Origin of the sequence: Acrocarpospora phusangensis, from assembly GCF_016862995.1 — a bacterium.
GTDB lineage: Bacteria > Actinomycetota > Actinomycetes > Streptosporangiales > Streptosporangiaceae > Acrocarpospora > Acrocarpospora phusangensis.
In genome coordinates, this window is the sequence record NZ_BOOA01000077.1 from 19,645 (window position 1) to 38,872 (window position 19,228).

A 19,228-nucleotide genomic window follows, 5' to 3' on the forward strand; every position below is an offset into this window, starting at 1 on the left:
TTGGCCCGAAGAACTCCTCACAGGCCCAGAATCTTGCGGAGGAACGCCCCGGTGTGGCTGGCGTCGATCAGCGCGACGTCCTCCGGGGTGCCGGTGGCCACCACCAGGCCGCCCCTCGAACCGCCCTCGGGACCCATGTCGATCACCCAGTCGGCGGTCTTGATGACGTCCAGGTTGTGCTCGATGACGATGACCGTGTTGCCGTTGTCGACCAGGCGGTTGAGCACCCCGAGCAGGCGGCGGATGTCCTCGAAGTGCAGGCCCGTGGTGGGCTCGTCCAGGACGTAGACGGTCCGGCCGGTGGAGCGGCGCTGGAGCTCGGAGGCGAGCTTGACGCGCTGCGCCTCGCCGCCGGAGAGGGTGGTGGCGGGCTGGCCGAGCCGTACGTAGCCGAGGCCCACCGCGTTGAGGGTGTCCAGGTGGCGGCGGATGGCCGGGATGGCGTCGAAGAAGTGCAGGGCCTCCTCGATCGGCATGTCCAGGACCTCGGCGATGGTCTTGCCCTTGTAATGGACCTCCAGGGTCTCCCGGTTGTACCGGGCGCCGTGGCAGACCTCGCAGGGCACGTACACGTCCGGGAGGAAGTTCATCTCGATCTTGATCGTGCCGTCGCCGGAGCAGGCCTCGCAGCGCCCGCCCTTGACGTTGAAGCTGAACCTGCCCGGCTGGTAGCCGCGGATCTTCGCCTCGGTGGTCTGCGCGAACAGCTTCCTGACGTGGTCGAACACGCCGGTGTAGGTGGCCGGGTTGGAGCGGGGCGTGCGCCCGATCGGGGACTGGTCGACGTGCACGACCTTGTCCAGCAGGTCCATGCCCAGCACCCGGGAGTGCCGGCCGGGCACCGTGCGGGCGTTGTGCAGCTCCTTGGCCAGCGCGTTGTAGAGGATGTCGTTGACCAGGGTGGACTTGCCGGAGCCTGACACCCCGGTGACGGCGGTGAAGACGCCGAGCGGGAACTCCACGTCCACGCCGGTCAGGTTGTGCTCCCGCGCGCCCTTCACGGTGAGCTGCCGCTTGCGGTCGCGCTTGCGGCGCTTGGCCGGGACCGCGATCTCCCGCCGCCCCGACAGGTACGCCCCCGTCAGCGACTCCTCACTCGCCAGCAGCTCGTCCACGGTGCCGGACACGACGACCTGGCCGCCGTGCTCGCCCGCGCCGGGGCCGATGTCCACCACCCAGTCGGCGGCGGCGATGGTGTCCTCGTCGTGCTCGACGACGATCAGCGTGTTGCCCATGTCGCGCAGGCGGATGAGGGTCTCCAGCAGCCGCTGGTTGTCCCGCTGGTGCAGGCCGATGGACGGCTCGTCCAGCACGTAGAGCACGCCGACCAGGCCGGACCCGATCTGGGTGGCCAGCCGGATGCGCTGCGCCTCGCCGCCGGCCAGGGTGCCCGCCGCCCGGTCCAGCGTCAGGTAGTCGAGCCCGACGTCCAGCAGGAAGCCCAGCCGGGCGTTGATCTCCTTGACCACGCGCTCGGCGATGTGCATGTCCCGCTCGGACAGCTTGAAGCCGCTCAGGAAGCGCGCGCACTCGCCGATGGACAGCGAGGACACCTCGGCGATGGAGGAGCCGCCGACGGTCACGGCCAGCGAGACGGGCTTGAGGCGCCTGCCCTTGCAGGCCGGGCAGGGCACCTCCCGCATGTAGCCCTCGTACTTCTCCCGGGCGGCGTCGCTCTCCGACTCGGCGTGGCGGCGCTGCACCCAGGTGATCGCGCCCTCGAAGTTGGTGTAGTACGAGCGCTCCCGGCCGTACCGGTTGCTGTAGCGGATGTGGATCTGCTCGTCGTGCCCGTACAGCAGGGATTTCTGGGCCTGCTTGGAGAGGCGGTCCCAGCGGGTGTCCAGGTCGAAGCCGAGGGCGTTGCCGAGGCCCTCCATCAGCTTCTCGAAGTAGTCGCTGGTGTGGCCGCCGGACCAGACCGAGATCGCGCCGTCGCCGAGGGTGCGCTCCGGGTCGGGCACGACCAGCTCGGGGTCGACCTCCATCCGGGTGCCCAGGCCGGTGCACTCCGGGCAGGCGCCGAACGGGGAGTTGAACGAGAACGAGCGGGGCTCCAGCTCCTCGAACGACAGGTCGTCGTAGGGGCAGTAGAGGTGCTCGGAGTAGAAGCGCTCCCGGTTCGGGTCGGCGGCGTCGAGGTCCACGAAGTCCAGGGTGATGGTGCCGCCGGAGAGCTGGAGGGCGGTCTCCACCGAGTCGGTCAGCCGCCGCCGGGCGGTGTCCTTGACCGCGAGCCGGTCCACGATGACCTCGATGTCGTGCTTCTCGTACTTCTTGAGGGTCGGCGGCTCCTCCAGGCGGATGACCGTGCCGTCCACCCGGGCCCGCGCGAAGCCCTTGGTGGTGAGCTCGCGGAACAGCTCCGCGTACTCCCCCTTGCGGCCGCGGATGACCGGGGCGAGCACCTGGAAGCGGGTGCCCTCCGGCAGTTCGAGCACGCGGTCGACGATCTGCTGCGGGGTCTGCCTGGCGATCGGCCGCGCGCACTGGGGGCAGTGCGGCTTGCCGATCCTGGCCCAGAGCAGCCGCAGGTAGTCGTAGACCTCGGTGATCGTGCCGACCGTGGAACGGGGGTTCCTGCTGGTGGACTTCTGGTCGATGGAGACCGCCGGGGACAGGCCCTCGATGAAGTCCACGTCCGGCTTGTCCATCTGGCCCAGGAACTGCCGCGCGTACGCCGACAGGGACTCCACGTAGCGCCGCTGGCCCTCGGCGAAGATGGTGTCGAAGGCCAGGCTGGACTTGCCGGAGCCGGACAGCCCGGTGAAGACGATCAGAGCGTCCCGCGGCAGGTCCAGCGAGACGTCCTTCAGGTTGTGTTCACGTGCGCCACGCACGATAAGGCGGTCAGCCACGGTGATCCCGGTAGGTCGATTTCGTCAACAGGAAGGTGCACGGGGCAGGCTACCCAGGCCCACTGACATTTTTCGCGAGGTCCGCGAGGCCCGGCCGCCCCGGCCGCCGACCCCGCCCACATCCAGGGTAAACGCGGCGTCAAACCACCGCTGGACATTCCCGGTACGGCTCCCGCCGCGAGCCCCTGGATACGATCAGGGTTCATGTCAGTCCTCGATGAGTACCGCGCCCAGCTGGCCGACTCGACCGCCCGCCTGATCACGACCGTGTCCGCCCTGACCGACGCCGACCTCCACGCGCCCTCCCTGCTGCCGGGCTGGAGCCGGGGCCACGTGGTCACCCACGTCGCCAGGAGCGGCGACAGCCTGATCAACCTGTTCACCTGGGCCCGCACCGGCGTGCCCACGCCGCAGTACCCGAGCATGGAGGTCAGGGACGCCGACATCGAGGCGGGCGCGCCCCGGCCGGCCAAGGAGCAGCTGGCCGACCTGGAGGCGGGCGCGGCGCGGTTCGACGCGGCCGCCGCGGCGATGACCGAGAGCGACTGGACGGTCCTGGTCAGCGCGCGCGGCGTGGACCACCCGGCCTGGTACGTGCTGATGCGCCGCCTGCGCGAGGTGGAGATCCACCACGGCGACCTCGGCACGGGCTACGGCTGGGCGGACTGGCCCGAGCAGTACGTGGTCTGGGACTTCCACGACACCATGCGCAGCTGGACCCCGGGCGCCGGGCCGGTCGGCGAGATCCGGGTGGTGGAGAGCGACGAGACGCGGGACGAGACCTGGACCGGCCTGGGCGAGGGCCCCAGCGTGACGGGCACCCGCCGGGACCTGCTGGCCTGGCTGTCCGGCCGGACCTCCGGCGACCGCCTGACCGCCTCGGGACCGCTGCCGGCGCCGCCGCCGTGGCCGTTCCAGGCGGCTCCGGAGGGCCTGCCCGCCGCCGTCCCGGACACCTGGCCGCCGTCCCTCTGACCGCGGTAAGACGGCGGTCAGGACGCCATGATCCTGTTCAGCGGGGTTCTGAACGCTTCATGATCGACTCACCTGGGGCGCCCGCCGTACGCGCAGGCCAGCGCCCGATCGCGGCGCGGGGCCTGGTTCGCCGCGCAGTGGCGGCTGTTGAGCGATACCGCCACGCCCAGATACGGAAAGCGTGAAATATCCCGCTATCTGGCCGAGGAGGGCGTATGGCCGCCAACGAGCAGTCGCTGCGACGCATCCCCGCATTCCGGTTCGCCGTCCCGGCCGCCCTGGCCGTCACCCTGGTCTGGGGCGGCGCCATCGCCGCCACCCTCTGGGTCCGGCCGCCCGCTGGCATCCAGCTCACCGCCCAGTTCGGCCACCTGCTGGCGCTCTGCGCCGGCTTCGGCGCGGTCCTCGTGATCGACACGTGCGGCCTGCTGTTCCTGACCGGACGGCAGGGCGCCGCGCAGACCATGCGCGTGGTCTCCGCCGCCGACCCCGTCGTCTGGCTGGGGTACGCCGGCCTCGTCGTCACCGGAGCGCTCCTCGAACCCGACCTGGACTCCCCGCTGACCTGGCTGAAACTGGCGGCCGTGCTGGTCACGGGCCTGAACGGGATACACGCGCGGCTGCTCACCCGCGAACTGGCCGCCCTGCCCGGCGATCCCTCCTTCGGCGGCCTGTCCCGCGCCCAGCGGGTCCGGCTGCTGCTCTCCGGCACGGCCTCCCAGGCGGCCTGGTGGACCGCGATCCTGGTCGGTTTCTGGCACAACCAGGCGGCCTCGGTAGCGTAGGCCGTACCGATCATCTGAGGAGAGTCATGAGCTACACCGGAGACGTGGTCAAGGGCGGGCCCGCCGACGTGCGGGAGCTGGAAGGACTGACCATCGCCAAGCTCGAAGTCGGGGACTTCGGGAACAACGCCTACCTGGTGCGCTGCACCGAGACGGGGGACGGCCTGCTCATCGACGCCGCCGCCGAGCCGGACCGGCTGATCGAGCTGATCGGGGACATGCCCATCAGCGCGATCGTGACCACGCATCAGCACCAGGACCACTGGCTGGCCCTGGCCGAGGTGGCGGCGGCCACGGGCGCCACCCCCATCGCGCACCCGCTGGACGCGCCCGCCCTGCCCGTACGGTCCCGCGAGGTCGAGCACGGCGACCGGGTCACGGTCGGGGTGCGCAGCCTGGAGGTCGTGCACCTGCGCGGCCACACGCCCGGCTCGATCGCGCTCCACTACCCGGGACACATCTTCACCGGCGACTCGCTGTTCCCCGGCGGGGTCGGCAACACGCAGAAGGACCCGGAGCGCTTCGATCAGCTCTACACCGACGTGGTCGAGCGCATCTTCGACCGCTTCCCCGACGAGACCTGGGTGTACCCCGGCCACGGCAAGGACACCACGCTCGGGGTCGAGCGCCCGGCGCTGCCGGAGTGGCGCGCCCGCGGCTGGTAGCCCCCGGCCGTACGAGCAGAAAGGGGCCCGGGTCACCCGGGCCCCTTTCGCGGAAGAACTCAGACGGAGCCGCGCTCCTTGCGCTGGGAGCGCTTGAACATCAGCACCCGCAGCGGGATGGCCGACACGATGGCGATCTGCATGATCGCGCCGACCTGGATGAGCTCGTCGCCGCCGGCCAGCCCGGCCGCCCAGATGGTCAGGCAGGCCACGTTGATCATCATCCAGCCGAGCACCAGCGCCGCCAGGTTGCCCTTCGGCTTCGGGTACTCGATCCGGCTGACCATCAGCCAGGCGATCGCGAAGATGCCCGCGATCGTCCACACCGTCGGCTGGAACAGCAGCACGACCGACACCACGGTCATCGCGCCCATCGGGATGGGCAGCCCCATGAAGTCGCCGCTCTTGGTCTTCACGCAGGCGAACCTGGCCAGCCGGATGACCCCGGCCAGCAGCACGGACCCGGCCGCGGCCAGGACCAGCCAGAGTGGCAGGCGTTCGGCGAAGCCGCCCCAGATGACCACCATGAAGGCGGGCGCGAAGCCGAAGCTGATCACGTCGGCCAGGTTGTCGAGCTCCGCGCCCATCGCGGACGCCCGGAACCGGCGGGCCACCAGGCCGTCGAACAGGTCGCAGGTGGCGCCGATGAGCAGCAGCACCACGGCGGTGCCGAAGAAGCGGGGGTCGGGCTCGAACTTGCCGTCCGACTTGAGCTGGTCGATCGCGGAGTAGGCGAGCACCACCACGGACAGGAAGCCGGACAGGGCGTTGCCGAGTGAGAGCGAGTCGGCGGCGGACAGGCGGAACGCCTTGCCCACCGGTCCGCGCGGCTCCTCCTCGGTCTCCGCGGTTTCGGCGATCGGGGCGTCGATGGACCAGCCCGCCGTGCCCCTCGCCCCGAGATCAGGCGCGGTCAATGCGGGTCACCCCAGCCACCGTCTTGTCTCCCACGGTGACCGCGGGCCGGATTCCCTCCGGCAGGTAGACGTCCACCCGGGAGCCGAGCCGGATGAGCCCGACCCGCTCCCCCTGGGCGACCTTGGCCCCTGCCGCCACGTACGGGATGATGCGCCGGGCCACCGCGCCCGCGATCTGCACCATCTCGACGTCGCCGAGCGGGGTGTCGAAGTGCCACACCACCCGCTCGTTCTTGTCGCTGTCCTTGTTGAACGCCGGCGTGAACCCGCCGGCGACGTGCTCCACCGAGGTGACGGTGCCGCCCGCGGGGGCGCGGTTCACGTGCACGTTCACCGGGCTCATGAAGATCGCCACCCGGGTCCGGCCGTCCTCCCACGGGTCGATGCTCTGCACCACTCCGTCGGCGGGCGAGAGCAGCCGGCCGAGGCCGGGCGTACGCTCCGGGTCGCGGAAGAACCAGAGCATGCCACCCGTGAGCGCGGTCAGCGGCACCGCCGCGAACGCCCATCGGCGGGACCTCCGGGTGAGAAGGGCTGTGACGGCCGCCGCCGCGGCGGTCGGAACCAGCCACGGGGATACCCCGCGCGCCAGCCGGAGCGCGCGGGGACTAACAGAATCGTTCGACACTGGGAGCCTTTGTACTCTTTTGCGACTAGGGACCGTAATGTGACTTAACCACCTATGTTACCGATCCCGTTGTCTTTACACGGCCACATCGAGACAAGCAAAGCGCCTCGGCCGTCGTTGCGCTAGTGGCGCTCCACTTCGGCCGGGGCGGCGGCCGCGTCCTTGCGGGACCTCATCAGGCTGAGCACCGTGGTCACGACCATGGTCACGATGATGACACCCAGCGAGACCGAAATGGGAATCTCGGGCGCCCAGCTGACCGTGTCATGCGCGGCTTCGAGGACGAGCTTGACTCCGATGAAGGCGAGGATGAACGCCAGTCCGTAGCTGAGGTAGATGAGCCGCTGCAGCAGGCCGCCGAGGAGGAAGTAGAGCTGGCGCAGCCCCATCAGGGCGAAGGCGTTGGCGGTGAAGACGATGAAGGCGTCCTGGGTGAGGCCGAAGATCGCGGGGATGGAGTCCAGGGCGAACAGCAGGTCGGTGGTGCCGATGGCGATCATCACGATGAGCATCGGGGTGACCATGCGGCGGCCGTTGACCTTGACGATGGTCTTGTGGCCGACGAAGTCCGGGGTGGTGCGGAACCAGCGGCGGGCGGCGCGGAGCAGGAAGTTCTCGGCGAAGTCGTCCTCGTGCTTGCCGTGGTCGCGGACCAGCGTGTACGCGGTGTACACCAGGAAGACGCCGAACACGTAGAACAGCCAGTGGAACTGGTTGAGGGCGGCGGCGCCGATGGCGATGAAGATGCCGCGCATCACCAGGGCGATCAGGATGCCGATCAGCAGGACCCGGTGCTGGTACTCCTTCGGCACCGCGAACCGCGACATGATGATGAAGAATATGAACAGGTTGTCGACACTGAGGCTGTACTCGGTGAGGTAGCCCGCGAAGAACTCGCCGGACTCGGTGGGCCCGGCGAACACCAGCAGCCCGATGCCGAACAGGATGGCCAGGGTGACGTAGAAGCCGACCCAGAACCCCGCCTGGCGGAACGAGAACTCTTTGGCCTCACCCCGGTCGACGATCCACAGGTCGATGGCGAGGACGATCAGCAGGCCGATGATGACGGCGGCCCAACCCCAGGCAGGAATGTTCACAGACGTAGCCCCTCCGGCGCGCGACGATACACACTGCCGGAGGTCTCTCCCGCCTGGCCGGCGGCGCCGAAAAGGCGCCAGGCACAGACCGACGGCCCCGGGCTCTGAAGCCGTGATGACGGGACCGTCGCGAAGGGATACTCCCCCCCAACCGTTTCAGTATAGAGATCCCATCGAATCTGACCTAACTCCGGGGTCTGTAATTCGTGGAACCACCTCGACCAACCCTTTAAGCACCGGTTTGATTCCCGGTCGCGGTCAGGTTCCGGCGTGATCGCCGTAGGCGCTCAGCACCGCGCCGACCGCGTCGGACTCGGCCGGCAGCCGTTCCCCGCGCTCGGCGGCGGCCCGGCGCAGCCGCTCGGCCAGCCCCGGTTCCGTCAGCACCCGGACGACCGCGTCGCGGATGGCCCCGGCGTCGCCCGGCGGCACCAGCAGGGCCGCATCTCCCACCATGTCGGGAATGCCGCCCACCCGGGTGGCGACGATGGGGACTCCCGCCCGGAGCGCCTCCTGCACGGTCAGCGGCTGCCCCTCCCACCAGCTCGGCACCACGTAAACCGATGCGACCCCCAAGAGATCCCCCACGTCCCCGCGGTCCCCCAGCAGCCGTACCGGCAGCCCCCGCCCGGCGATCCGCTCCTCCAGTCCGGCCCGCAGCGGCCCCTCCCCGGCGACGGCGAACAGCACCTTCTCCGGGTACGCCCCTGACGCGGCCTCCAGCAGCACCTCCAGGCCCTTCTGCTGGGCCAGCCGGGCCACCGTCAGCACGACGGCGCCCTCCCCCAGCTCGGCCCGGACCTCGGCGGCGGGCCGCCGCGCGCCCGCGAACTCGGGCGCGGGCACCACGGCCGCCGCCACCCGCCGCGCGCCCAGCCGCCGCATGCGCTCCCCGAGGTCGGGCGAGACCACCAGGATCCGGTCGGCTCGGCGGGCCACGACGCGTTCCAGGACGCCGTACATGGCGCCGATCGCGCCCCCGGCCGTCAGGGCGTTGTGCAGCGTCACCACCAGCTCGCCCCGCCCTCCGGCCAGGCCGGCGAGGGCGCCCGCGCGCAGGCCGTGGGCGTGCACGACGTCCGCGCCGCCGGTGAGGCGGCGCAGGGCGAGGACGCTGCGCAGGTCGTTGACCGGATGGGGCCGGTCGGAGACGGGCAGGGCGGCGAAGGCCGCGCCCGTCCCGGTGAAGCCGAAGGCGGACTCGGTGGCGGGCGGGCCCGCCACCAGGACCTCGTGGCCCGCCGCGACGAGACCGCGGGCGAGGGTGCGCACGTGCCGGCCGACGCCGCCGGAGCTGGTGCCCAGGACCAGGACGATCCTCATCTCGGGACGGCCTTTCTGGAGAGGAGGGCGCGCAGGTCGCCGCGGTCGATGGCGGCGGCCACGAGGATTCCCCCCGCCGCGGCGGCCAGGGCGGCGACGGCCGTCTCCAGGACGCTCCCCCAGAGGGGCTGCGGGCCGAACACGTGGACCACGGCGGAGCCGGACAGGTAGGCGGTGACCCCGCCGAGGAGGGCGGCCACCCCGGCCCGGGGCGTTCCGACCAGGGCCGGTCCGCCGGCCGCCCGGCGTACCGAGAGCAGGAGCAGAATCCCGGCGACGGTCATGCCGGCGGCCTGGCCGAGGGCGAGGCCGCCGAGTTTCCACGGCTGCGGGAAGGTGAGGGAGAAGGCGGTCTGGGCGGCGATGACGACGGCCCAGCCGGCCACCATGTCGCGGGCGGCGGGGCGGCCGTGGCCGGAGGCGTACAGGACGCGGGTGAGGTGGGCGGTGAGGCCGTAGCCGAGCAGGCCGGGGGCGAACAGGGCGATGGCGCGGGCGAACTCGGGGACCCGTACGTCCGTCGGGGCCTGCTGGAGGAAGACGTCCGCGATCGGGCCGGCGGTGGCGGCCAGGGTGCCGGCGGCCAGGCCGGAGACGAGCAGGACGACCCGGGTGGTCCTGGCGGAGAGCGCGGCGAACCCGTCGTGGTCGCCGGCCTCCGCCCGCGCCGACAGGACCGGGAAGGCGCTGGTCGCGATCGGCACGGCCAGCACCGCGTACGGGACGAGGTAGATCGCCCAGGCGTAGTTGTACGCGGCGATCCGCCCGGAGCCCGCCGCGTTGGCCAGCCACACCACCACCGCCATGGCCACCTGCTGGGCCAGCAGCGCGCTGAGCCCGGCCAGCGCCAGCGTCCTGACCTGCGCGGCCACCCCCGGCGGGAACCGGAGCGCGGGCCGCCAGCGCAGCCGGAGCCGCGCGGCCGGCCCGAGCACGGCGACCACGAGCGCGACCACGCCCAGCGTGGTGCCGCCGGACAGGACCAGCTCGGCCGGCTCCGGCACCAGGCCCGGCCGGATCTCCCCGTGGCTGAGCGGCACGAAGGCCAGGTACGCGACGATCACCACCAGGCTGGACACCAGTGGGGCCAGCGCCGGTCCGGCGAAGCGGCGGTGGGCCTGGAGCACGCCGTAGAGCACGACGGCGATGCCGTACAGGGCGATCTGGGGGGCGAAGACGACGAGCATGCGGGTCGCGGTCGCGACGACCGCCCCGGCGTCGCAGCCGGCCGGGTCGCCGACGAACAGGCTCACGACCGGCCCGGCCAGCAGGGCGGTGAGCAGGCTGAGCGGGACGAGCAGGACCAGCACCCAGGTGAGCAGCGCCGAGGAGACGGCGCTCACCTCATCCTTGGCGGCCCGCCCCGCGGGTCCCGCCAGGACCGGCACGACCATGCCCGCCAGCGCGCCGCCGACCACGATCTCGAACACCAGGTTCGGGATCTGGTTCGCCGTGTAGTACGCGGTGGCCAGGCACTTGGTGCCCACCGTGTGCGCGAAGGCGAGCTGCTTGCCGAACCCGGCGACGCGGCCCAGGATCGTGATGACCCCGATGAGCACCGCGGCCCCGGCGACGCCCCGGCCGAGCCGTCCGATCATGCGGTCACCGCTGCGCCGGCCTCCGGCCGATCATGTCGATCCGGTTCAGCACCGGGTTCCCGGCGATGACCTTCGTGAAGCTCACCTTCTCCGAGGCGGCCGTCAGCCCGGCGACCACGCCGAGCAGGCCGAGCCGCGCCCGCCTGCTCAGCCGGACCGACGCGGCCAGGCCGAGCAGCGCGCCCATGGAGTTCGCGCCCGCGTCGCCGAGCATGGCCCGCTCCGCCAGGTCCTCGGGCAGCAGCGCAACGGCCGCGCCCAGCGGCACGGCGGCCAGACCGGCGGCGGCAGGGCGGGAGCCGGACAGGGAGGCGGCCAGCAGCGGGGCACCGGCGAGCAGGCCCACCTTGATGGCGCGGCCGGGCCGCAGGTCGAACAGGTTCGCCAGGTTGGCGCCCCCGGCGATCAGCGCGCCGTCGATGAGCACGTCGGCGGCCCGCGCCCCGGCCGAGCCGGAGTCCCGGCGGGCGGACCCGGCCAGGGCCGCGGCGGCCAGACCGGCCGCGCCGATGCCGACGATCTTGACGGAGCCGCTGGTCACCTCGCGGCGGGCCAGCGCGGCCAGGTGGCCCTTGAAGCCCTTGGTCGCGGTGGCGCCGTAGATGTCGTCGTACCCGCCGAGCACGCCGCTGCCCACCCCGGCCAGCACGGCGGCGGCGCGCAGCCGCCACGGCAGCCCGGGTGTGAGGGCGGCGGCAGCGCCGGTGGCGGCGACGTAGGCGGGCCCCTCCAGGAGGGTGACGGATTCGCCGCGGTGGTTCGTGCGGGTCCACGTCTTCTCCTCGCCGACCGGCGGGCGGCGGCGGAAGGCCGAGTAGGCGGCGCGGGCCGCGACGGCCCCGATGACGGCGCCCGACAGGGCGGCCGGCCAGGAACGATTGCCCACAGCGGATGTCCTAACGATGGTGAGGGGTCAGCCGCCGGTCGCCGGCGGGCTGGGACTGGGGCTCGCGCTGGGGGGCGGCTCGAACGCCGTCGCCCCGCTGCCGATCCCGTACGCCCCGGAACGGCCTGCGTACTGCTCCCGCAGAGCGTAGACCACGACGGCCCGGCCCGAGGGCAGATCGAGGGTGTCCACCGTAGACACCTGAGACGCCTCGTCCCCCGAGTCGAGCAGCGCCGCGATGACCCCGCCGGTCGAGGACGCGGTGATCGTCCCGGCCAGCACGGTCCCGAGCCCGGCCTTGTCCAGCGCTCCCGCCACCGAGACGACCGCGCCGTTCTGCGCCTCCGCCGCCTCCCCCTCGTACGGCACCGCGGGCGCCACCACGACGGCGAGCGTGGCCCGCTTGCCCGGATCGTCCGACATCGAGATGAAGCCGCCCTCCTGGAACACCTCCAGCACCGAGGAGGCCGCCGCGTTCACCGTGCCCGCCTGCATGGCCACGCTCGTCATCAGCGCCCCGGCCAGCACCTGCCCCGCCTTGTCGTACGGCGTGGCCCCCTCCGGGAACATCGTGCCCACGGGCGCGAGCTGCGCGGCCAGCCCCTCGACGACCCCGGCCTGCTCGGGCGCGATGAACCTGTCGGTCAGCGCCACCCGCCCGGTGTAGGTGCCCCCGGCCAGCTCGATGGCCTCCCGCACCTGGTCGCGCAGGCCGCTCGGCGCCCCGGGGGCCTCCACCACGACCACGTGCTCGGCGGCCAGGTCGCCCTTGACCAGTTCGGCGGTGGCCCCGGCGACGAACGCGTTGTTGCCGTCCTCGCGCGCCTGGAGCGCGGCGATCTGGTCGCGCTGGTCCTGGTTGACCTTCTTGAGGCTCTCGGCGGTCGCCTGCGTCGAGCTGATGATCGGGTTTTGCAGGACCGTGCTGCCCAGCACGATGCCCACCGTCAGCGCCAGGAAGATCGCGACGATGGAGACGAGGTGATAGCGAAAATCGATCACGAGAAGAGTCCGACCACCCAGAAGATGAAGCCGTTCCACGTGTCCTGGAGCCCGTCCAGCCAGATCTTCCCGACCGGCGCGACGAACAGCACCACGCCGATGGTGACCAGGGTGGTGGCCACGAGAAGCAGCAGGGACGCCGTGGAGATACGGCTGCGATAGAGCCTGCTGACGCCCTTGGCGTCGATGAGCTTGCTGCCCAGCCGGAGCCGGGTGAGAAACGTGCTCGCCATGCCCGCGCGGCCCTTGTCCAGGAACTCGATGAGGGTGGCGTGCGTGCCGACGGCGACGATGAGCGAGGCGCCCTTCTCGTCGGCCAGCAGCATCGCGATGTCCTCGCTGGTGGCCGCCGCGGGGAACAGCACCGCGTCCTGCCCCAGCCGGTGCACGCGCTCCAGGCCGGGCGCGCGCCCGTCCCGGTAGGCGTGCACGACCAGCTCGGCCCCGCAGGTGAGCGCCCGGTCCGTCACCGAGTCGAAGTCGCCGACGATCACGTCCGGCTTGTAGCCGGCCTCGATCAGCGCGTCCGCGCCGCCGTCCACCCCGACCATGACCGGCCGGTACTCCCGGATGTACGGCCGGAGCGCGGCCAGGTCCTCCTTGTAGTGGTAGCCCCGGACCACGATGAGCACGTGCCTGCCGTCCATGGCGGTGACGATGTCGGGCACGCCCACGCCGTCGATGAGCAGGTCGCGCTCGCGGCGCACGTACTCCATCGTGTTGACGGTGAAGGCCTCGATCTGCACGGACAGGCCGGCGCGGGCCTCGGTCATGGCGGCCTCGACGGACTCGGCCGTCTCGATCTCGCCCTTCCCGGCGGGTTCGTCGTCGAGGTAGACCACGCCCTCGTGGACCCGGACGAGGTCGCCGTCGCGGACCCGCTCGAACAGTTCGGGGCTGGCGTTGTCGACCAGCGTCACCCCGGCCTCGATCAGGATCTGCGGCCCGAGGTTGGGGTAGCGGCCGCTGATGTTGCTGGCCACGTTGACCACGGCCGAAGCACCGCATGCCACCAACGCCTCCGCGCTCACCCGGTCGACGTCAACGTGATCGATAATCGCGATCTCCCCGGCCTTGAGGCGCTTGGTCAGCCTCTTGGTCCGCCGGTCGATCCTCGCCACTGCCGTCACCCCGGGAAGGTCGTTGACCTTCCTGCGGCGGAGGCCCGAAACCTTCACGCTCGGGACCTTCATCGTGACCATCCTGCCAGAGCGAACGACCATGACGGCCCGACACCCCGGCACGTGTCAGGTTTGTCACAACCTACCCGCCCGGGAAAAGGGCAGGTCGGCCACCGTCCGCCGTACGCCGGGACGGCTTCGCCTCGCGGGACCGGCCGCGGGCCGGAACCTTCCTCGCATGACGGGATATATCAGGAGATGGGGTGCCGGTGCGCGGCATTTTCGCGCACCGGTCAGACGGCGGCCTTCGCGGCCGCCGCCAGCGACAGCAGTTCCTCGGCGTGCGCCCTGCCCAGCTCGGAATCCTCCAAACCGGCGAGCATGCGGGACAGCTCGCGGGCCCGGCCCTCGCGGTCGAGGGCGACGACGCCGCTGCGGACGACGCTGCCGTCGCTCGCCTTCTCCACCACCAGGTGCTGGTCGGCGAAGGCGGCCACCTGGGGCAGGTGGGTGACGACGATCACCTGCGCGGTTCTGGCCAGCTTGGCCAGGCGGCGGCCGATCTCGACGGCGGCCTTGCCGCCGACGCCCGCGTCCACCTCGTCGAAGACGAACGTGGGGACCGGGTCGGCGCCCGCGAAGACGACCTCGATGGCCAGCATGACGCGGCTCAGCTCGCCGCCGGAGGCGCCCTTGCCGAGCGGGAGCGGGGGGGCGGCGGGGTGGGCGGCCAGCCGGAGCTCGACCTCGTCCACGCCCTGCGGCCCGAAGTCGGGGCTTCTGGTGATCTCGACGCTGACCCGGGCGTGCGGCATCGCGAGCGCGCCGAGCTCGGCGGTGACGGCCTCGGCGAACCGCTCGGCGGTGCCGGTGCGGATCCGGGTGAGCTCGCCGGCCTGCTCGTCCAGGCGCTCGCTCAGCTCGTCGTGCTCGCGGGTGAGTTCGGCGATCCGGTCGTCGTCGCCGTCCAGCTCGGTGAGGCGGGCGGCCGACCTGCGGGCCCAGTCCAGGACCTCGGCCACGTCCGCGCCGTACTTGCGGACCAGGCCGGTCAGCACGGCGCGCCGCTCCTGCACGGCGGCCAGCCGGGCGGGGTCGGCCTCCACCGACTCGGCGTAGGCGGCCAGCTCGGTGGCCACGTCGTTGATGAGGTAGCCGGCTTCGGCCAGCCGGTCGGCGAGCCCGCCGAGCGCCGGGTCGAACTCGCGCACCGCCTCGACGGCGGACTTGGCCATGCCGACCAGGGAGACCGCGTCCTGGGCCGCCTCCGGCCCCGACATGGGGTCGCCGAGGAGCGCCGTGTGCGCGGTGGTGGCGGCGTTCCTGAGCGCGTCGGCGTGGGAGAGCCGCTCGGCCTCCTCCTTCAGCTCGGCGTCCTCCCCCGCCCTCGGCTCGGCCTTCTCGATCTCGCCGAGCCCGAACCTGAGCACGTCGGCCTCCTGCGCGCGTTCCCGCGCCCGGGTGGTCAGCTCGGCCAGCAGCTCGCCGACCTGCTTGTGCCGCTTGTACGACTGCTCGTACGCCCGGAGGGGCTTGACCAGTTCGTCGCCCGCGTAACGGTCGAGGGCGGCGCGCTGCCGGCCGGGCTGGAGCAGCCGCTGCTGGTCCATCTGGCCGTGCACGGCCACCAGGTCGTCGGCCAGGTAGGTGAGCGTCCCGACCGGGACGGTGCGCCCGCCGAGCCAGGCCCGGGAGCGGCCCTCGGTGGAGACGGTGCGGGAGATGATGAGCTCGCCGCCCTCGACGTCGCCGCCGATGTCGAACACCTGCTGGGCCGCGCGGCCCTCGGGGTCCACCCGCAGGGTGCCCTCCACGGTGGCCCGGTCGGACCCCGGGCGCACCCGCGCCGGGTCGGCCCGCCCGCCGAACAGCAGCCCCAGGCCGGTCACCACCATGGTCTTGCCGGCGCCCGTCTCACCTGTGACAACGGTGAACCCCGGTGACAGCTCCAGGACGGCCTCGTCGATGACGCCAAGCCCCTGGATCCGGACCTCCTCGACCCTCGGTCGCACTGGGTCCCTCCCGTTCAGCTGCGATGTCGGATGAGATCCTACGCGCAACTCGCCAAGATTTTCGAGTCGGGCGCGGGCCGGTCAGTGGTTCCTGACCCGGCCGCGCCAGCCTGCCACCGGCAGCCCGAACTTGGCCACCAAACGGTCGGTGAACGGCGCGCCGGTGGTCTCGGCGCCGAGCATGCGGGCCAGGCGGACCGGGGTCTCGCCCCTGGTCACCTCCACCCGCGCGCCGGGCGGCAGGTCGAACCTGCGCCTGCCGTCGCACCACAGGATGCCCGCGCTGGTCTCCGGCAGGATCTCCACGGCCACCCGGGCCTTGGGCGATATCACCATCGGCCGGGCGAACAGGGCGTGCGCGCTGTTGGGCACCAGCAGCAGCGCCTCCACCTCGGGCCAGACCACCGGCCCGCCGGCCGAGAACGCGTACGCGGTGGACCCGGTGCTGGTGGCGCAGATCACCCCGTCGCAGCCCCAGCGGGACAGCGGCCGCCCGTCGATCTCGGCGACCACCTCCAGCATGCGGTCCCGCTTCTCCACCGACGCCTCGTTGAGGGCCCACGTCCTGGCCAGCACCGAGCCGTTGGCGCGGACCACGACGTCGATGGTCATCCGCTCCTCGACCTCGTAGTGGCTCTCCACCACCCGGTCGACGACCTCCTTGAGGTCCTCCACCTCGGCCTCGGCGAGGAATCCGACGTGGCCGAGGTTGACGCCGAGCAGGGGCACGCCGACGGGCCGCACCAGTTCGGCGGCCCGCAGCAGGGTGCCGTCGCCGCCGAGCACGATCATCAGTTCGGCGTCGGCCGCCAGGGCCGCGGCCGGGGAGACCACCTCAACGCCCGGCTCGGCGACCAGTTCGGCTTCGTCGGCGGGCACCCGCACGTTCAGCCCTTCGCCGAGCAGCCGGTGGATGACCAGCCGGGCGCTGTCGATGGCCGCCTGCCGGCCGGTGTGCGTGGTGATGAGAACGGTCCGCTTGCCGTCCCTGGTCAGGTGGGGAGTCATCCTGCTGCTTCCGTGAGCGTACGGCCGGACGGGCGGGTCATCGCGGTCCTCCAGGCTCATCGCGGGCCCTCGGCGACGGCGCGGTCGACGGCCGCCGCCAGGTCCTCGACCGGCTCGTGCCCCGCGCCCTTGCCGAGTCTGATCAGGTATTCGACGTTGCCGGAAGGCCCCGGCAGCGGGCTGGCCGTGACGCCCTTCACGGTCAGGCCCAGGCCGGCGGCGGTGGCGGCCACCTCGCGGACCGAGTCGGCGCGCAGGGCCGGGTCGCGGACCACGCCGCCCGCGCCGACCCGGTGCTTGCCCACCTCGAACTGGGGTTTGACCAGCATCACCAGCTCGCCGCCCTCGGCGAGGCAGGCGGTGAGGGCGGGCAGGACCAGGCGGAGCGAGATGAACGACAGGTCGCCCACGATCAGCGTGGGCGCCTCGCCGACCAGCTCCGGGGTGAGGTCCCTGACGTTGGTCCGCTCCATCACGGTGACCCGCTCGTCGGTCCGCAGCGACCAGGCGAGCTGACCGTAGCCGACGTCCACGGCGAGCACGTGCGCGGCGCCGTGGCGGAGCAGCACGTCGGTGAAGCCTCCGGTGGAGGCGCCCGCGTCCAGGCAGCGCCGGCCCTCGACGCGCAGGTCGGCGAAGGCCGCCAGCGCACCGAGCAGCTTGTGGGCGCCCCTGGACACATAGTCGGGACCCTCGGCGGCCTCGGCCACGACGATCGGGGAGGCGGTGTCGACCTGGGTCGCCGCCTTCCCCGCGACCCGGCCGCTCACGCTCACCCGGCCGGCGTCGATGAGCTGGGCGGCCTGCTCGCGCGAACGCGCCAGATTCCGCCGCACCAGCTCGCTGTCCAACCGCCTGCGCTGGCTCACCGGGCCGCCCTCACCGCCGGGCCGGGCGCGGCCCGGACCTCACCGCTCGCGTTCACGTACGCTCGTCCACCGATCCGAGCGTGCTCTCCAGGTCACCCAGAACCTCCTCGAAAACGGCCACATGCTCCCCGACGGGACGCTCGGCGAGGCCGTCCAGCCGCGCCATCGCGGTCTCGACCGACCCTTCGCCCCCCGAGGTACGCCCCGCGACCGCTCCGGGTTCAGGCGACCCCTCCGCCTGGATGTTACGCAGGAACGCCAGTCCCGCGCCCTCCAAGCCCGGTTCCGTCATCTACTGCCTCCACTCCCCGCCGCCCGCTTCCGGGTCGCCTTCGTCACGGCCGCCCTCATCACGGCCGCCTTCCCCGCCGCCCTGCCGATCGTCTTCTTGATCGTCTTGGCGGCGGCGGTGGCGCGCACCGTCTTCGCGGCCGTCCTGCCCGCCGTCTCGGCAGCCTTGGCGGTCGTCCTGCCGGCCGTCCTCGCGGCTGCCTTGGCGGTCGTCCCGGTGGCTGTCTTAATCGTTCCGGTGGCTGTCTTGGTCGTTCCGGTGGCTGTCTTTGTCGTTTTGATCGTCCTGGTGCTCGTCTTGCCGCCGACCGTCCTAACACCGGCCTTGGCCGCCGTCATCCTGCCCGGCTTGGCCGCCGCCGAACTGGTCCTGCCCGTCCTCCCCGCGACACTAGCCCGGCTCGCGGGCTTGGCCACGGTTCTGGCGCCCATCTTGCCCGCCGCCGCCGTCTTCCGCGTCGTTCCGGCGGCCTTCAAGCTTGTACGGCTTCGCAGGGTGGCCGCCTTCAAGCTTGTACGGCTTCGCAGGGTGGCCGCCTTCACACCCGTACGGCTTCGCGGGGTGGCCGTCTTCGCGGTGGTGGACCTGGTTCCCGTGGACGCGGCTTGCTTCGTGCGTCCTGCCGGGCGGGCGGCGGGCTTCAGGCGGGCGCTGGCCACGCCCGTACGGGTACTCCCGGCCGCCGCCACCTTCGTCGTGCTGGTCCGGCGCACGCCGGATCGGGACGCGGCCGGACGCGGCTTCGCGGTGGTGGATTTGGGCGTGGCCGAGCGGGACGCGGCCGGACGCGGCTTCGCGGTGGTGGATTTGGGCGTGGCCGAGCGGGACGCGGCCGGACGCGGCTTCGCGGTGGTGGATTTGGGCGTGGCCGAGCGGGACGCGGTCGTACGCGGCTTGGCGGTGGACTTGGTCGCCGTGGTCGACCGGGAGGCCGTCGTGCGCGGCTTGGCCGCGGATGTGCTTTTGGTGGTGACGCTCTTCTTGGCCGGAGCGGTCTTCGCGGGCGTCTTGGCGGCCGGCTTCGTAGCGGCGGACTTGGTGGTGGACTTGGCGGCGGACTTGGTGGTGGCCGACTTGGTGGCCGGACTTCTTCTGGCCGTGGTCCCCCGGGTCGTGGTGCCGCGGGTCGTGGTCCCCCGGGTCGTGGTGCCGCGGGTCGTGGTCCCCCGGGTCGTGGTGCCGCGGGTCGTGG

General features: G+C 72.3%; 18 protein-coding genes. 4 read left to right on the plus strand and 14 right to left on the minus strand.

The window, feature by feature from the left end; translation table 11 throughout:
- Positions 1 to 17 precede the first annotated feature (17 nt).
- Positions 18 to 2,858 carry an excinuclease ABC subunit UvrA gene (uvrA, locus tag Aph01nite_RS32815; protein WP_204044925.1) on the minus strand — a complete coding sequence of 947 codons (2,841 nt, stop codon included), beginning with the start codon at positions 2,856 to 2,858 and terminating at the stop codon, positions 18 to 20.
- A gap of 204 nt (positions 2,859 to 3,062) precedes the next feature.
- Here uvrA and Aph01nite_RS32820 point away from each other — a divergent pair, with 204 nt between their 5' ends.
- The 3 genes from Aph01nite_RS32820 to Aph01nite_RS32830 all read left to right on the plus strand — a co-directional run bounded on the left by Aph01nite_RS32820 (position 3,063) and on the right by Aph01nite_RS32830 (position 5,283).
- Positions 3,063 to 3,833: a maleylpyruvate isomerase family mycothiol-dependent enzyme gene (locus Aph01nite_RS32820; protein WP_204044926.1), complete on the plus strand. Its 771-nt coding sequence runs from the start codon at positions 3,063 to 3,065 to the stop codon at positions 3,831 to 3,833.
- Positions 3,834 to 4,048: 215 nt separating this feature from the next.
- On the plus strand, positions 4,049 to 4,618 hold the full coding sequence (locus tag Aph01nite_RS32825; protein ID WP_204044927.1) for a hypothetical protein: 570 nt from the start codon (positions 4,049 to 4,051) through the stop codon (positions 4,616 to 4,618).
- Between the two features lie 26 nt (positions 4,619 to 4,644).
- Positions 4,645 to 5,283: an MBL fold metallo-hydrolase gene (locus Aph01nite_RS32830; RefSeq protein ID WP_204044928.1), complete on the plus strand. Its 639-nt coding sequence runs from the start codon at positions 4,645 to 4,647 to the stop codon at positions 5,281 to 5,283.
- A gap of 59 nt (positions 5,284 to 5,342) precedes the next feature.
- Here the strand turns inward: Aph01nite_RS32830 and pssA are convergent, their stop codons facing one another.
- From pssA to Aph01nite_RS32895, 13 genes are all read right to left on the minus strand, one after another.
- Positions 5,343 to 6,200, minus strand: coding sequence for a CDP-diacylglycerol--serine O-phosphatidyltransferase (pssA, locus tag Aph01nite_RS32835; protein WP_239162156.1), 858 nt, complete (start codon positions 6,198 to 6,200; stop codon positions 5,343 to 5,345).
- Positions 6,187 to 6,828 (minus strand): phosphatidylserine decarboxylase, encoded by a 642-nt coding sequence (locus Aph01nite_RS32840; RefSeq protein ID WP_204044929.1) that lies wholly within the window; start codon positions 6,826 to 6,828, stop codon positions 6,187 to 6,189. Before Aph01nite_RS32840 ends, pssA begins: the two co-directional genes overlap by 14 nt.
- Positions 6,829 to 6,950: 122 nt before the next feature.
- Positions 6,951 to 7,925 carry a TerC family protein gene (locus tag Aph01nite_RS32845; RefSeq protein WP_204044930.1) on the minus strand — a complete coding sequence of 325 codons (975 nt, stop codon included), beginning with the start codon at positions 7,923 to 7,925 and terminating at the stop codon, positions 6,951 to 6,953.
- Positions 7,926 to 8,183: 258 nt separating this feature from the next.
- Positions 8,184 to 9,248 carry a glycosyltransferase family 4 protein gene (locus tag Aph01nite_RS32850; protein WP_204044931.1) on the minus strand — a complete coding sequence of 355 codons (1,065 nt, stop codon included), beginning with the start codon at positions 9,246 to 9,248 and terminating at the stop codon, positions 8,184 to 8,186.
- Entirely contained in the window at positions 9,245 to 10,846 is a 1,602-nt protein-coding gene (gene murJ / locus Aph01nite_RS32855; protein WP_204044932.1) for a murein biosynthesis integral membrane protein MurJ, read from the minus strand. Before murJ ends, Aph01nite_RS32850 begins: the two co-directional genes overlap by 4 nt.
- A 4-nt stretch (positions 10,847 to 10,850) precedes the next feature.
- Entirely contained in the window at positions 10,851 to 11,732 is an 882-nt protein-coding gene (locus Aph01nite_RS32860) for a hypothetical protein (protein ID WP_204044933.1), read from the minus strand.
- Positions 11,733 to 11,759: 27 nt separating this feature from the next.
- Complete coding sequence (locus Aph01nite_RS32865; RefSeq protein WP_204044934.1) at positions 11,760 to 12,734, minus strand: copper transporter; 975 nt, start codon at positions 12,732 to 12,734, stop codon at positions 11,760 to 11,762.
- Positions 12,731 to 13,927, minus strand: coding sequence for a putative cytokinetic ring protein SteA (gene steA, locus Aph01nite_RS32870; protein ID WP_204044935.1), 1,197 nt, complete (start codon positions 13,925 to 13,927; stop codon positions 12,731 to 12,733). Before steA ends, Aph01nite_RS32865 begins: the two co-directional genes overlap by 4 nt.
- 221 nt (positions 13,928 to 14,148) lie before the next feature.
- Positions 14,149 to 15,867 (minus strand): DNA repair protein RecN, encoded by a 1,719-nt coding sequence (recN, locus tag Aph01nite_RS32875; RefSeq protein WP_204044936.1) that lies wholly within the window; start codon positions 15,865 to 15,867, stop codon positions 14,149 to 14,151.
- Between the two features lie 81 nt (positions 15,868 to 15,948).
- A complete protein-coding gene (locus Aph01nite_RS32880; protein ID WP_204044937.1) occupies positions 15,949 to 16,875 on the minus strand; it encodes an NAD kinase in 927 nt (308 codons plus the stop codon).
- 56 nt (positions 16,876 to 16,931) lie between these two features.
- On the minus strand, positions 16,932 to 17,744 hold the full coding sequence (locus Aph01nite_RS32885) for a TlyA family RNA methyltransferase (RefSeq protein WP_204044938.1): 813 nt from the start codon (positions 17,742 to 17,744) through the stop codon (positions 16,932 to 16,934).
- A 52-nt stretch (positions 17,745 to 17,796) separates the two neighbouring features.
- On the minus strand, positions 17,797 to 18,036 hold the full coding sequence (locus Aph01nite_RS32890; RefSeq protein ID WP_204044939.1) for a hypothetical protein: 240 nt from the start codon (positions 18,034 to 18,036) through the stop codon (positions 17,797 to 17,799).
- Positions 18,033 to 18,374, minus strand: a complete 342-nt coding sequence (locus Aph01nite_RS32895) for a hypothetical protein (protein WP_204044940.1) — start codon at positions 18,372 to 18,374, stop codon at positions 18,033 to 18,035. Before Aph01nite_RS32895 ends, Aph01nite_RS32890 begins: the two co-directional genes overlap by 4 nt.
- Here Aph01nite_RS32895 and Aph01nite_RS32900 point away from each other — a divergent pair.
- Positions 18,361 to 19,228, plus strand: an 868-nt coding sequence (locus Aph01nite_RS32900; protein WP_204044941.1) for a hypothetical protein, incomplete at its 3' end; no start/stop codon positions are given. The genes Aph01nite_RS32895 and Aph01nite_RS32900 overlap by 14 nt on opposite strands.